Genomic DNA, 12,885 nt, shown 5'->3' with positions numbered 1-12,885 from the left:
GTCGGGAACGTCTCAGAGGGCGCGTCCAGTCCGGCCGACGGGAGCGGACCGCAGAGAGGGTTCTCGTCTACGCGGCCGTGATGTCGGATCGATGCACGTCGCGGTCCGAGGTGATCGAACCGGGTTCCAGCACTTCCCCGCATGCCGCACAGTGCAGCTCGGGACGCAGCTTCGCGCCGCAATCGTGCCGGAAGGTCACGATGTTCTCAGGGTCGTCCCGCACATAGCGGTCCCCCCAGTCCCGCATCAGATGTAGCAGACCGAACAGTTGCGCACCCGCCTCTGTCAGCCGGTACTCGTACCGTGCGGGCTTCTCCTCGTACTTCTCCCGGCGAACGAGGCCCGCGCCCTCGAGGGAGCGGAGGCGGGCGGCGAGGATGTCCCTGGACACTCCCGTGTTGGAGACGATTTCGTCGAACCGCGTGCAGCCCATGACCAGCTCCCGCAACGCCAGGAGCGCCCACTTCTCCCCGATGACCTTGACCGCGGCATCGATCGAACACACTCGGGGATCTGGAATTCGTGGGGTCCGCATAGCCCCCGACCTTACCGCTCCCGATGAGGATTTGTAAAGACAACCCTGCTGGCCTGCCGTGTTGTCATGTCAGCGGCGGCGGGATCCAGGCCGCCGACGGTGAGGTGCCCCTGGCCTCGATCCGCTCTCGGTGGCGGCCGGACGACTCCACCCGGACGCGCCTTCGCGTCTCATGGCCGGCAGGGTCTCCAACGCCAGGCCCATGGAGATCAGGAACAGGGCCGCCATCGGGACGAGGTGGTAGGCGAGAAGGGCGAGGACCAGCAACAGCGCCAGATTGGGCAGCAGCCAGAAGAGCACCCGGCCGAGCGGGTAGCCCAGTACGCGCACTGCCGTGATCGCGTTGTTCAGCAGATAGACCCCCAGCGCCAGACAGCACAGCCGCAGCGCGTCGCCCGCGGGGTGGTCCTGTGCCGCCGAGTTCACCAGGCCACCCAGCCCCGCTGCGAGCGCGAGCAAGGTGACCACGGGCAGGAAGTGCCCGATCATGAAGACCGACCGGATGAGCCGGAACGTCTCCTCCGGTCGGGCGTTCAGGGTCTCCTCCGCCGCGGACGAACCGAAGTCGAAGTAAAGCCACCACAACACGGCCACCACGGCGAACGCGGCCAGACCCGTGATCAGCGCGGACGCGGCGACGTCGTTCGCGGTGATCGCGGTGACGATCTGAGTGATTCCCTCGCCCAGAATGATGATCATGAAGAGTCCGAACCGCTCGACGAGATGTCCGGACTCGACCCTGCCCTCGACCAGTCTGGCGCGCAGCGAGGAGCCACCGGGGCGACCGGCGAGCCATGGGACGATCTCCACCGCGAGCCCCAGCGCCCACAGCAGGTACGCCGCCGGAGGGTCGAGGAAGATCGAGGCGGCCCAGAGCGCCGCCGAGACGATCAGCTGCCAGTTGGCTCCTCCCGCCGGCCATCGACGCCCGGCCAGCACGCGGAAGGCCACCACCTCCAGGCGCGAGGCCGCGTACGCGCCCGCGAACAGAGCCGGATGCCCGTGCGCCGCCTGCGTCGCCGCCCCGGCCATCACCACGAGGATGGCCATCTGCGCGACCACGTCCAGACGGCGCTCGGCCTCCGCTTCCCCCGTCAGGTTGGTGTAGAGCGTCGATCCGACCCACATCCACCAGGCAGGCAGGAAGAGCACCAGCAGACGCAGCACGGCTTGCCACTGCGGATGTTCCAGCAGCGGATGTGCGAGCTGCGCCACCAGTACGACGAAGAGCAGGTCGTAGAACAGCTCCAGCCAGCCGGCGTGCCGTTCCTCGCTTCGCGTCTGTGGAGTGCGGGGATCGGGCTCCTTGGATGTGCTGGTCGCCATGGCCTGCCCCTCCTCGTGGCGAAGGGCCGCGTCACGGGCCCATCCGAGCTGTTCGGTCCTCCGCCACCACCGCGGCGGTCGGAGGTCTACGTGGCGGCTGTGGTGTGGGCCTCGATGATCGCGGTGAGCTCGGGCAGGCGCTCGGCTCCTGAAACCGCCCGGTCCGTCACACGCTTCGCCGGTTCACCCAGGGCGTCGACGGCCTCCCGGAACAGGTCCATGTCGATCAGTTCGAGTTCCCTGAGGTGGGCGGCGTTCGCCGTGGTGACGGACGGCCCGAAGGCCTGGAGCGCGAAGCTCGTCGCCGAGCCGGAGCGCAGCACTTCGAGCAGAGGCTGAAGCGGCAGCTCCAGTTGGGTCGCGGTCTCCACGATTTCGGCGATGTTCTGCTGGTTCATCATCATCAGCGCGTTGTTGAACAGTTTGCCGAACTGCCCGGTGCCGACCGGCCCCACGTGGATGATCCGCTTGGAGAAGGTGGAGAAAAGGTCCCTCACCCGCTCGACCGCGTCGTCGGGCCCGCCGACGATGGTGGTCAGCTCACGGGCGAGAGCGACCGTGCGTCCGCCGCTGACGGGCGCGTCGAGCACGGTGATCCCGTACGGCGCGGCGAGTTCTGCCAGATGCCGTGTCTGTGGCGGCAGTCCGGTGCCGTGGTTGACGAGGATCGAGCCCGGCCGCATGTTCTCCAGCAGACCCCCCTCGACGGCGATGTCGAGGTTGTCGGAGTCCTGCGGGAGGCACAGGGCCACGACATCGCTGGCCGCCGCCAGTTCGGCGACCGTGGTGGCGGCTGTGTGAGCACGGCCGGACAGGGCGTCCAGAGACGCCTGCCGCCGGGCCCAGACCACGAGCGGGTACGGGGAGTCGGCGATCGCCTGGGCGATCGGTGCGCCTTGGTCACCCAGGCCTATGAACCCGACGGTGAGTCGAGTGCGTGTCTCCGCCAGATCGGTCATGTCCGTTTCCTTTGTAAGCGCTTCACTTGAGCAATCTCTGGTGGTGGGGAGTGCCGTCTCAGGCGTTCGTGTCGATGGAGTCGAGTTCGGTGATGGCGTCGGCGGGCAGCTCCAGGTCGGCGCCGGCGATGTTCTCGCGCAGATGGGCGCGGGACGAGGTGCCGGGGATGACGACGGTGGTGGCGGACCGATGCAGCAGCCAGGCGAGGGCGACCTGCTGCGGTGAGGCGCCCAGACGGGCCGCGACCGTGTCGAGGGTGCCGTGCTGGAGAGGGGTGAAGCCGCCGAGGGGGAAGAAGGAGGCGAAGGCGATGTTCTCCCGCGCGGCGCGGGAGACGAGTTCCTCGTCCTGGCGGTTGACGAGGTTGTAGAGGTTCTGGATCGCCACGACCGGAGCGATCCGCTGGGCCTCGGTGAGCTGCGCGTCGGAGACCCCACTGAGGCCGAGGTGCCGGATCAGGCCCTGCTGCCGCAGTTCGGCGAGCGCGGTGAACTCCGCTTCCAGGGAGTCGTCGGTGGTGCCGTCGTGGTTGCCCAGGCGCAGGTAGACGATGTCGAGGACGTCTACGCCGAGGTGGTCGAGGTTTTCATGGACCTGAGCCTGAAGGTCCTTGGGGTCCGAAGAGGGGATCCAGGAGCCGTCGTCGCCGCGGCGCGCCCCGACCTTGGTGGCGACGGTGATGCCGTCGTAGGGGTGGAGCGCCTCACGGATGAGGCGGTTGGTGACCTCGGGGCCGTAGAAGTCCGCCGTGTCGATGTGGGTGACCCCGGTCTCGACGGCTTCGCGCAGCACGGCGAGGGCCTCGTCGCGGTCGCGAGGCTCACCGAAGACGTTCGGGCCGGCCAGCTGCATGGCGCCGTATCCCATCCGGGTGATGGTCAGGTCATCGGCGAGCGTGAGGGTCTGAAAAGGCTTGTGACTAGGCATGATGCTCCTCTGGAAGCTAAGTAACCATAAAGTTACTCCGCTGGCCGAGCTAAGTCAAAAAGTAGTTACTTCTGCTAGGTTGGCCCCATGAGCGCGACGTCCGAAGGCAGCAAGGTCTCCCGGCCCAGGAACCCGGAGGCGACCAAGGAACTCCTGATCGCGGCGGCGACGGAGGAGTTCTCGGAGTACGGCTTCGCGGGGGCGCGGATCGACCGGATCTCGCAACGGGCACGCACCAACAAGCGGATGATCTACGCCTACTTCGGCGACAAGGACGGCCTGTTCGACGTGGTCCTCAAGCGTGAGATCGGACGGCTCGCCGAGGCGGTCCCGCTGGAGGAGGGAAACCTCACCGCGTTCGCGGTCAGCCGGTTCGACTACATGCTCGCCAATCCCGACACCCGCCGCCTGGCGGGGTGGCGCACCTTCGAACGCTCCCAGCCCACGGCCGCCGAGACGGAGAGCTACCGGGTGAAAGTCGAGGCCGTCGCAGCCGCCCAGCGCGCCGGCAGGCTCAACGACGCCATCCCGGCGATCGACCTCTTCGCGACCGTGCTGCGGATGACCGAGAGTTGGCTGAGCGCGCCACCCGCGCTGCACGCGGCAGGAGACGCCGACCCCATGACTCCCGATCGGATCGCCGAACACCGCGCCGCGCTCGCCGAAGCCGTACGCCGCATCACCGAACCGGCATGGCCCACCCAGCGCCGGGCCCCGGCCACCGACATGGCTTCCTGAACCATGCGGGTGGCCGGGCCCCGGGACGCGGCCTCACGTCTCCCCGCCCGCCCGTCACAGGCCGCTTCCCCACGCGGTCGACCGAAGCTCGCGGGGAGAGGGCGCGTGCCGGGGGCCCTGATGGATCCCGACCGACCGCGACCCTCAGCCCTCCGCCGCCCCGGCTGCCGGGGACTTGGCCCTGCGGGCGCGGTACGCGGCGACGTTGGATCGGTTTCCGCACACCTCGTACGAGTGCCACCGCTGCGTGCGGCTGCGCGTCACGTCATAGAAAACGGCCCCGCACTGCTCGTTCGCGCACACTCTGACGCGGGTCCAGGCTCCCGAACCCACGAGGTCGGCCACGGCCGAGGCGATGCGGCCGATCAAGGGATCGCCCGTGACCTGACGCAGTCTCACCGCGGTGTCGGAGAACACCTGCTGGTAGGTCGCCCCAGCGACGCGGGCCGTAACCGCGTCCCACATCCGGGCCGCCTCACCTTCGTCGCTCGCCTCGACGACCGCCATGAGTTCGGTACGCAGCGCCCGGATACGATCGAGCAGTTCGGATGACACCTCCCCGTCCGCCTCGGCGGCACCGAAGGCGGCGAGGACGGACTGCGCGGTCCGCGGATCGTCCAGCCTGTCGGGGAGAACCGGCGTCGCGTGTGGGCGCGAGTTGAGCAGCGCCACGAGCGCTCGGGCCGCCGCAGGCACCTTGGCCTCGACTCCGGTCGCAGCTGCCTTGCCGGACATGTGCAGCCTCCCTTGCGCGACGTGGTCTATCAATACTAGACCTTTACTTCCCCTCGCACTAAGGGTGTGCAGATCATTAACATGCTTTCTTGATCTTGCTTTAGGCGGGCTTGGAAGCGAGGAACTTCGCGACATCGGATGGTGTACGGAAGCGAGCGGTGGAGGCGGTGATGTCGTGGCCGTGCGCTTCCAGGAGCGGACGGACTTCCTGTTTCGCGCGGCTGATGGTCATGGCGGTGACGCCGAAGAGTTCGCCGAGGAGGTCCATGGTGGCGAGCTTGCGCAGGTGGAGCACGGTGACCAGGATTCGGTCGGCTGGGGCGAGTTTGGCCTTGGCGCCTGTGCCGGGGGCCACCAGGCGCTCGTGACCGCGACGCGTGCGGAGCACTTGCTCACGTTGAACCTCTAGCGGGGTAGTCAGCGTGTCGATGAGCTCGCGGAGCTTTTGGCGGGTCATGCCGGTCAGTTCAGGGTCCTGCAGTGAATGCTGCGTGAGGCGATGCGGCCTGCTCGTCGGCGTCTGGTCTGACGTGCCGTTGGTCGCCGTCGCGTCCGGCGGATGCTGGTGGAGGGTGTAGTTCCAGTCGCCGTGGAAGCGGTGCCGGGTGATCGGCAGGGCGGCGATCTCGTCGTCGCTGACCTGAATGCCTGTGGGGTATCGACCGGTGTCGAGTTCGGCGTGCACCGTCAGGCCGGTCTGGGTGGTGGTCGCGGCGATGCTCTCGACGATGACTTCGTGGCTGGTCAGGGGCCTTCCGCGCCAGTTCATGGTGATGTGGGAGAACAGCCGGTGCTCGATTCGGTTCCACTTCGATGTTCCGGGAGGCAGGTGGCAGACGGTGATCGCCAGTCCGGCCTCGGCGGCGAACTGGGCGAGTTCGGTCTTCCAGGTGCGGGTGCGATACCCGTTGGAGCCGCCCGCGTCGGCGGTGATCAGCAGCCGGCCTGCCGTTGGGTAGGCGGCCCGCCCGGCGCCGTTCCACCAGCGGCGGATCGATTCGACGGCGAACGCGGCGGTGTCGTGGTCGGTGCCCACATTGACCCAGCCGGTGTTCGCGACGACGTCGTAGATGCCGTAGGGCACCGCTCTGCCCAGCTCGCGGTCGGGGAAGTCGTGGGTGTCGACCCGGACCGGCTCGCCTCTGGGCTCCCATTCGCGGCCGTTGTTCTTGAAGGGGCCGACCAGTTCCTTCTTCTTCGTGTCCACACTGATCACCGGAGCCCCGCTGTCCTGGTGGTTGCGGGCCTGCTCGTTGAGGTAGTGGAACTGTGCGTCCCGGTCGGGGTGCTGCTTGCCTTCCAGGGTCTTGGCGTTGCTCTGCAGGCTGAAGCCCTCCTCGCGCAGGAGGTCACCCACCGTGTCCGCGGAGACCTTGTGGCCTCGGCGGGTCAGTTCCCCGGCGAGCTTGCGGGTGGATTTGGTGGTCCAGCGCAATGGCGACATGGGGTCCCCGCGGACGTCGGGCTCGACCAGGGCGAGGAGCGCGTCCCGAAGGGCCGGGTTCAGGTCGACGACGCGTTTGCGGCCACCGCCGGGTCGGCGGACCCGTCCCAACGGAGCCTCTCCTGAGTCGAGTTCCCGCACCCCGAGCGAAACCGTGGCCTCACGGACACCGGCGGCCTGGGCGACCGCTCTGATTCCTCCGTGCCCGAGTGACCGGGCCTCCGCTCCTATCAGCAGACGACGCTGCCGCTCGTCGAGGTGCGGCAGAATCGCCCCGAACTTCGCTGCCAGCACGGCCCGTTGCACTTCCAGCCCACCCATACCAGAGCAACGACCCACCGAACGGGAAGCCACGGGTTAAAGATCTGCACGCCCTAAGAACTCCTAACAGAATGCTGCAACTTACCTTGGAATGCCGGTGTCTGATGGGTTGTTAGCCTTCATGTGAGAAAGGGTGAGCAGCCGCCGTGGATCGTGCCGGATGAGCTGTGGGCGCGCATCAAGCCGTTGCTGCCGGTTGTGCCGCGCCGAACGGATCACCCCGGCCGCAGGCGTCTGGACGACCGGAAGGTGCTGTCGGGCATCCTGTTCGTGCTGTACACCGGCATTCCGTGGGAGTCCCTGCCCCAGGAGCTGGGCTTCGGCTCGGGGATGACCTGCTGGCGGCGTCTGCGTGACTGGAACGACGCGGGAGTCTGGCAGCGTCTGCACGAGTCGCTCCTGGCCGAGCTGAACGCCGCCGGCGCGCTGGACTGGTCGAGGGCGGTGATCGACGGCTCGCACGTCAGGGCGCTCAAAGGCGGCCCAAAACAGGACCGAGCCCGGTCGACCGTGCCCGAACAGGCTCCAAGCACCATCTGATCACCGAAGGGCACGGCATCCCGCTGGCGGTATCGCTGACCGGCGGAAACCGCAACGACGTCACCCAGCTCATCCCCCTGCTCCAGGCCGTCCCGCCCGTACGCGGACGGCGCGGACGGCCCCGCCAACGACCGGTCGCGCTCTACGCCGACCGCGGCTACGACCACGACAAGTACCGCAAGCAGGTACGGGCCCTGGGGATTACCCCGGTCATCGCGCGACGCGGCGTCGAGCACGGTTCCGGACTGGGCGTGCACCGCTGGGTGGTCGAGCAGAGCTTCGCGCTGCTGCACTGGTTCCGCCGACTGCGCATCCGCTGGGAGATCCGCGACGACATCCACAAAGCCTTCCTCAGTCTGGCCTGCGGCATCATCTGCTGGCGCCGACTGGTCAACCTCTCACTTTGTTAGGAGTTCTAACACGGCTCCACGCCCACCCCGTACCGCCGTAAGCGCCTATTTGAAGAAGACCTTTACGCACACGACGGCTTCGTGCTAGACATGAGGTAAGCGCCAAATATCTATTGCCACTTACCGAAGGCGTGCGCGCCAGGCGCCCCGCGCCGGCCACGCCGCTTCGGCTCTTCGCCGCTCATCGGCACGAACTCACCCAAGGGAAACCGTCGTGACAGACGTCAGAGCACTGGACCGCAGAAGGATCCTCACGTACGCCGCGCTGGGCGCCGCCGCCCCGGCGGCGGGCGCACTACTCGGCCTCAACCCGGTGGCATCCGCGTCGGAGTCGACGGGTGAGCTTCCGGACTACGCACCGGTCCCCGAGGCCGCGTTCGGCCCCGCCCTGAACTCCCAGGGCTATTACGTCGGCCCCATCAAGGGCAATCTGTACTGGGTCACGGACAGCATCTACCAGACGATGTTCCTCACCACGAGGACCGGTGTCGTCCTGATCGACGCCCCGCCCACGATCGGCCACAACCTGTTCCGCGCGATCGACGAGGTCACCCGGGCCATCCACCGGCCCAGCAAGGTGACGCACCTGGTGTACTCGCACTTCCACGCCGACCACATCGGTGCCGCGGGTCTCTTCGACCACCGGGTGGTGCGCATCGCGCACTCAGAGACCCGTCGCCTGCTGCGGTTCGCCAAGGATCCGAACCGCCCGCTGCCGGACATCACCTTCGACGACCGCTACGTCCTCGACGTCGGCGGCGAGCGGCTGGAACTGCGCTACCACGGGCCCAACCACTCCGAGGACAACATCTTCATCTACGCCCCCGCCTACCGGACCCTGATGGTCGCCGACGTCGTGTTCCCGGGCTGGGCTCCGTTCCTCCATCTCGCCATCGCCCGTGACATCCCGGCGTGGATCCACGCGCACGACACCGCGCTCGCCTACCCCTGGACCACACTGGTCGGCGGCCATGTCGGCCGCCTGGGTGTGCGCGCGGACGCCGAGACACAGCGCGAGTACATGGCCGACCTGACGGCCGGCGCCCGCGCCGCGCTCGACAACACCGACCTCACCGACTTCTTCGTCCGGTACGGGACCCAGGGCAACACATGGGCCATGATCGGTGAATACTTCAAGGCCACGGCCAGGCAGGCCGCGGCGCCCGTGGTCGCCAAGTACACCGGCCGTCTGGCCGGCGTCGACGTCTTCACCGAGGGCCATGCGCACGTCCTCATCGAGTCCCTCCGCGTCGACACCGGTGTCATGCGCCCCGTCGGGATCCAGCCTTAGGCCCGCGGGCTCGACCGCCCCCGGGAGGCGGCACGGCACACCACACCCCGCTCATGAAGGGCTCCGCCCTCGACGGCGCCTCCGGTCACCAGGCACGTCCGTGCCCGGGGGCGCGGGGCCACCGGAGGCCGCGACAGCGCTGATGACCGCTGCGTTGGCGGGCCATGTCTCGCGGCCCGGACGGGTGAGCGCGTAGCTGCGTCGCGTGCCGGCCAGACCGTCCAGGGGCAGGTGGCGCACGTCGGGGCGGCGGGGGCCGTCGGCGGCGACCAGGGCGGCGCCGAGGCCGGCGGCGATGAGGTGGACGACGAGGTCGAGACTGTCGGCGTGGTGGCCGATCCCGGGGTTGATGTCGTAGCGGGCGGTCACATGGTGGACCAGTCTGTCGTCGTCGCTGGAGCGGGAGTTCGTGATCCACGTCGTCGCGGGGTCGGCGATGATCTCCTCGGGTGGCCGGTCGTCCGCAGCGGCGACAGCGAGCTCCATCGGCACCTCGTGGTAGGCGGTGGCGGGGATGCCCCGGGGGACGAGGCTGAGGTCGTAGACGATGCCGATGTCGATCTCGTCCCGGTCGAGCAGTTCGCGGACCTCGGCGGGTTCGCGTTCCTCCATGATGATGCTCAGGCCGGGGTGCCGGTCGCGCAGCGCGGTGACGGCGGGGACCACATGGCGGGCAAGGCTGGTGGCGTACCCGGCGAGTCGGGCCCGGCCCGTGAGCGGGCCCGGGGGCGCGAGGTCACCGCGGGCCGTGTCGAGCGCGGCGAGGATGGTGCGCGCGTGCGCGGCAGGAAGGCACGGCCGGCGGGGGTGAGGGCGAGCGTGCGGCCGACGGGCTCGACGAGCACGACGCCGAGGGAGCGTTGCAGGACGGCAAGCTGCTGGGAGACGGCGGAGGTGCTGTAACCGGTGACGTCGGCGGCGGCCCGCAGCGTGCCGTGCTCGGCCAGTTCGACCAGAACGCGCATCCACCGCAGATCCATGCACCCAGCGTACGGGCGAACATCCGTGAATCACGGATGTTGCGTCCCGGATCACGCGGTGGACGGGGACATTCGGCGGGGCGGACCATCGGTGTGCCTCCGGGGACGCCGAGGCACCTGGAGCACGAGCGCCCGTCGTGGTTCCCCGGGGCCGGATGCGTCACCGCGTCCGCCCGATCGCGGCCCCTGAGGATGTCCCGTGCATGAATTCACGCCCGCTGTCGAGAAGACCGTCCGGGAGCTGGCGCACCTGTGTGTGGAGCGTCTGGCGTCCGGCGTGCCGCTGGGTGGCACGGCCGCTCCGGAGCGGCTGGACGCTGCTGCCGGGAGGACGATCACGGCCGAGGGCCTGGGTGGTTCCGAGGCGGTCCGGCTGTGGTCCGAGGTGCTGGGCCCGGCCTGCGTCCCCGTCGACCATCCTCGCTATCTGTCCTTCATCCCGGGTGCTCCGACCAAGCTCGCGGCCGCGTTCGACATGCTCGTCGGTGTGTCGAGCGTGTACGGCGGTTCGTGGCTCGAAGGCGCCGGCGCGGCGTACGCCGAGAACCAGGCGCTGCGCTGGATCTCCGACCTGGCCGGCCTGCCGGACACGGCGGGAGGCACCTTCGTGCAGGGCGGCACCATGGGGAACCTGTCCGCCCTGGTCGTCGCCCGTGCGACGGCCGCGGGTCGGCGCTCCCGCACACCCCGGCGCTGGGCGGTCTGTGTGACCGAGGAGACGCATTCCTCGGTCACGCACGCCCTGCGCGTGGTCATGGACGTGGACGTCGTCCTCGTACCGGGCGACGAGCGCGGCCGGATGACCGGCACCGCACTGCGGGCCACCGTCGAGCGGCTCCCGCCGGAGCGACGGGCGGACGTCTTCGCGGTCGTCGCCACGGCCGGGTCGACCAACCTCGGCATCGTCGACGACATCGCCGGCATCGGTGAGGTCGCCCGCGAGCACGACTGGTGGCTGCACGTCGACGGTGCCTACGGCGGCGCCGGTCTGGCCGCCCCCGGTGTCCGCCGTCTCTATGACGGCATAGAGAGGGCCGACTCCTTCATCGTCGACCCCCACAAGTGGCTCTTCGGCCCCTTCGACTCCTGCGCCCTGCTCTACCGCGACCCGGACCTGGCGCGCGCGACCCACGTCCAGCACGCCGCCTACCTCGATCCCGTCACCGCCGGCGGGGAGTGGAACCCTTCCGACTACGCGGTCCACCTCACCCGTCGTGCCCGCGGCCTGCCGTTGTGGTTCTCCCTCGCGGTCCACGGCACCGACGCCTACCAGGGCGCCGTCGAACGGACGCTGGCCACCGCACGGGCCGGTGCCGAACTGATCCGGCGTGCCGACCACCTGGACCTGCTGGTCGAGCCCGACCTGACCGTGCTCACGTTCGAACGCGTCGGATGGGGGCCCGACGACTACACCCGCTGGAGCACCCGCCTGCTGGACTCGCGGCAGGCGTTCGTGACCCCGACGAGTCACCGCGGCCGGGTCTGCACCCGGCTCGCCATCGTCAATCCGGCGACGACGCGGGACGATCTGCGTCTCGTCCTCGACTCGATGCGTTGAGGCCCCCGGGCGCCGACGCCCGTGAGCCGCACCACCTGACCCCTTGCGCCCTCCCGGAGAAGCGGACGACATGACGCGTTACGGCACACAGTTCGGACCCGACATCACCTTCATGGGCGTCGGCCCCTGCGACTGGACGGACACGGCCACGTACGGCGACGCCGACGTGGTGATCCTGGGCGCGCCGTTCGACGGCGGCACCTCCCACCGCGCGGGCACTCGTTTCGGCCCGCAGTACATCCGCCAGACCGACTACAACCCGCACGACGGATCGCGCCCTTCGCTGGCCATGCGGGTCGACGCCCTGCGGAATCTGCGTGTCTACGACGCCGGAGACGTGGAGATGTTCTCGGGCGACGCCGAACGCTCCGTACGCGACCTCCAGACCGCCGTGCACGCCGTCGCGGCCACCGGCGCGATCCCGCTGGTCCTCGGTGGTGACCACACCATCGCCTGGCCGGACGCGGCCGGTGTGGCCCAGCACATCGGACGGGGCAGGGTCTCGATGATCCACTTCGATGCCCACGCCGACACCGTGGACGTCGAGTTCGGGTCGCTGGTCGGACACGGCCAGCCCATGCGACGGCTGATCGAGTCCGGCGCGATACGCGGCGACCGCTTCCTCCAGATCGGGCTGCGCGGCTACTGGCCGCCGCCCGACACGCTGGACTGGATGGCGCGGCAGCGGATGCGTTCGTACGAGATGACCGAGATCGGCGAGCGCGGGCTGGACGCGTGCCTGACCGAGGCCTTCGGTATCGCCATGGACGACTGCGACGGCGTCTTCCTGTCGGTGGACATCGATGTGTGCGACCCGGGACACGCTCCGGGGACGGGCACTCCCGAACCGGGTGGCCTGACCGCTCGACAACTCCTCGACTCCGTCCGCCGCGTCGCCTACGAACTGCCTGTGCTCGGCGTCGACGTCGTCGAGGTGTCCCCGCCGTACGACCACGCCGAGATCACGTCGTTCCTCGCCAACCGCGTCGTCCTGGAGATCCTCACCGGAATCGCCCGCCGCCGTAAGGACGCGCGTGACGGCACGGCCTGGGACCCGCGTCAGCCGCTGCTCGACGGCCGCTGAGTCGGGCAACGGCGAAGACGGCTCCCGCTCGCCGAC

The 12,885-nt window shown here is 69.1% G+C and carries 12 protein-coding genes and 1 pseudogene; 5 read left to right on the top strand and 8 right to left on the bottom strand.

The genetic code is table 11. The features are described from left to right. Positions 1–67: 67 nt before the first annotated feature. The 4 genes from ACIRPX_RS42440 to ACIRPX_RS42425 all read right to left on the bottom strand — a co-directional run bounded on the left by ACIRPX_RS42440 (position 68) and on the right by ACIRPX_RS42425 (position 3,748). Positions 68–505 carry a winged helix-turn-helix transcriptional regulator gene (locus ACIRPX_RS42440; protein WP_404205463.1) on the bottom strand — a complete coding sequence of 146 codons (438 nt, stop codon included), beginning with the start codon at positions 503–505 and terminating at the stop codon, positions 68–70. Between the two features lie 99 nt (positions 506–604). Further along, positions 605–1,861 (bottom strand): low temperature requirement protein A, encoded by a 1,257-nt coding sequence (locus ACIRPX_RS42435; protein WP_404205462.1) that lies wholly within the window; start codon positions 1,859–1,861, stop codon positions 605–607. Positions 1,862–1,947: 86 nt separating this feature from the next. Beyond that, positions 1,948–2,820 carry an NAD(P)-dependent oxidoreductase gene (locus ACIRPX_RS42430; RefSeq protein ID WP_404205461.1) on the bottom strand — a complete coding sequence of 291 codons (873 nt, stop codon included), beginning with the start codon at positions 2,818–2,820 and terminating at the stop codon, positions 1,948–1,950. Between the two features lie 58 nt (positions 2,821–2,878). Continuing rightward, on the bottom strand, positions 2,879–3,748 hold the full coding sequence (locus ACIRPX_RS42425) for an oxidoreductase (RefSeq protein WP_404205460.1): 870 nt from the start codon (positions 3,746–3,748) through the stop codon (positions 2,879–2,881). An 87-nt stretch (positions 3,749–3,835) separates the two neighbouring features. On the opposite strand from ACIRPX_RS42425, the gene ACIRPX_RS42420 reads away from it, so the two are divergent. After that, a complete protein-coding gene (locus tag ACIRPX_RS42420; RefSeq protein WP_404205459.1) occupies positions 3,836–4,486 on the top strand; it encodes a TetR family transcriptional regulator in 651 nt (216 codons plus the stop codon). Between the two features lie 144 nt (positions 4,487–4,630). Here ACIRPX_RS42420 and ACIRPX_RS42415 read toward each other — a convergent pair whose 3' ends face one another. After that, positions 4,631–5,221 carry a CGNR zinc finger domain-containing protein gene (locus ACIRPX_RS42415; protein WP_404205458.1) on the bottom strand — a complete coding sequence of 197 codons (591 nt, stop codon included), beginning with the start codon at positions 5,219–5,221 and terminating at the stop codon, positions 4,631–4,633. A gap of 100 nt (positions 5,222–5,321) precedes the next feature. Continuing rightward, positions 5,322–6,986 carry an ISAzo13 family transposase gene (locus ACIRPX_RS42410; RefSeq protein ID WP_404205480.1) on the bottom strand — a complete coding sequence of 555 codons (1,665 nt, stop codon included), beginning with the start codon at positions 6,984–6,986 and terminating at the stop codon, positions 5,322–5,324. 123 nt (positions 6,987–7,109) lie between these two features. Between ACIRPX_RS42410 and ACIRPX_RS42405 the strand changes: the two are divergent. Further along, a pseudogene (locus ACIRPX_RS42405) lies at positions 7,110–7,936 on the top strand (IS5 family transposase). Between the two features lie 214 nt (positions 7,937–8,150). Next, positions 8,151–9,227 (top strand): MBL fold metallo-hydrolase, encoded by a 1,077-nt coding sequence (locus ACIRPX_RS42400; protein ID WP_404205457.1) that lies wholly within the window; start codon positions 8,151–8,153, stop codon positions 9,225–9,227. A gap of 51 nt (positions 9,228–9,278) precedes the next feature. On the opposite strand, the gene ACIRPX_RS42395 is transcribed toward ACIRPX_RS42400, so the two are convergent. Together ACIRPX_RS42395 and ACIRPX_RS42390 are read right to left on the bottom strand one after the other, a co-directional pair. Then, on the bottom strand, positions 9,279–9,893 hold the full coding sequence (locus tag ACIRPX_RS42395) for a LysR substrate-binding domain-containing protein (protein WP_404205456.1): 615 nt from the start codon (positions 9,891–9,893) through the stop codon (positions 9,279–9,281). Beyond that, the gene (locus tag ACIRPX_RS42390; protein WP_404205455.1) at positions 9,848–10,207 is read right to left on the bottom strand and encodes a LysR family transcriptional regulator; all 360 of its coding nucleotides are present in this window, start codon (positions 10,205–10,207) and stop codon (positions 9,848–9,850) included. The genes ACIRPX_RS42395 and ACIRPX_RS42390 overlap by 46 nt, the downstream gene beginning before the upstream one ends. Before the next feature lie 199 nt (positions 10,208–10,406). Here ACIRPX_RS42390 and ACIRPX_RS42385 point away from each other — a divergent pair, with 199 nt between their 5' ends. Continuing rightward, positions 10,407–11,765 carry a pyridoxal phosphate-dependent decarboxylase family protein gene (locus tag ACIRPX_RS42385; protein ID WP_404205454.1) on the top strand — a complete coding sequence of 453 codons (1,359 nt, stop codon included), beginning with the start codon at positions 10,407–10,409 and terminating at the stop codon, positions 11,763–11,765. A 70-nt stretch (positions 11,766–11,835) separates the two neighbouring features. Continuing rightward, the gene (speB, locus tag ACIRPX_RS42380; RefSeq protein WP_404205452.1) at positions 11,836–12,849 is read left to right on the top strand and encodes an agmatinase; all 1,014 of its coding nucleotides are present in this window, start codon (positions 11,836–11,838) and stop codon (positions 12,847–12,849) included. Positions 12,850–12,885: the final 36 nt, after the last annotated feature.

Origin of the sequence: Streptomyces sp. NPDC101225 (assembly GCF_044767585.1) — a bacterium.
In the GTDB taxonomy this organism is placed as follows: Bacteria; Actinomycetota; Actinomycetes; order Streptomycetales; family Streptomycetaceae; genus Streptomyces.
The sequence above is the reverse complement of the archived record's forward strand: the minus strand, read 5'-3'. Positions and strand labels throughout refer to the sequence as shown.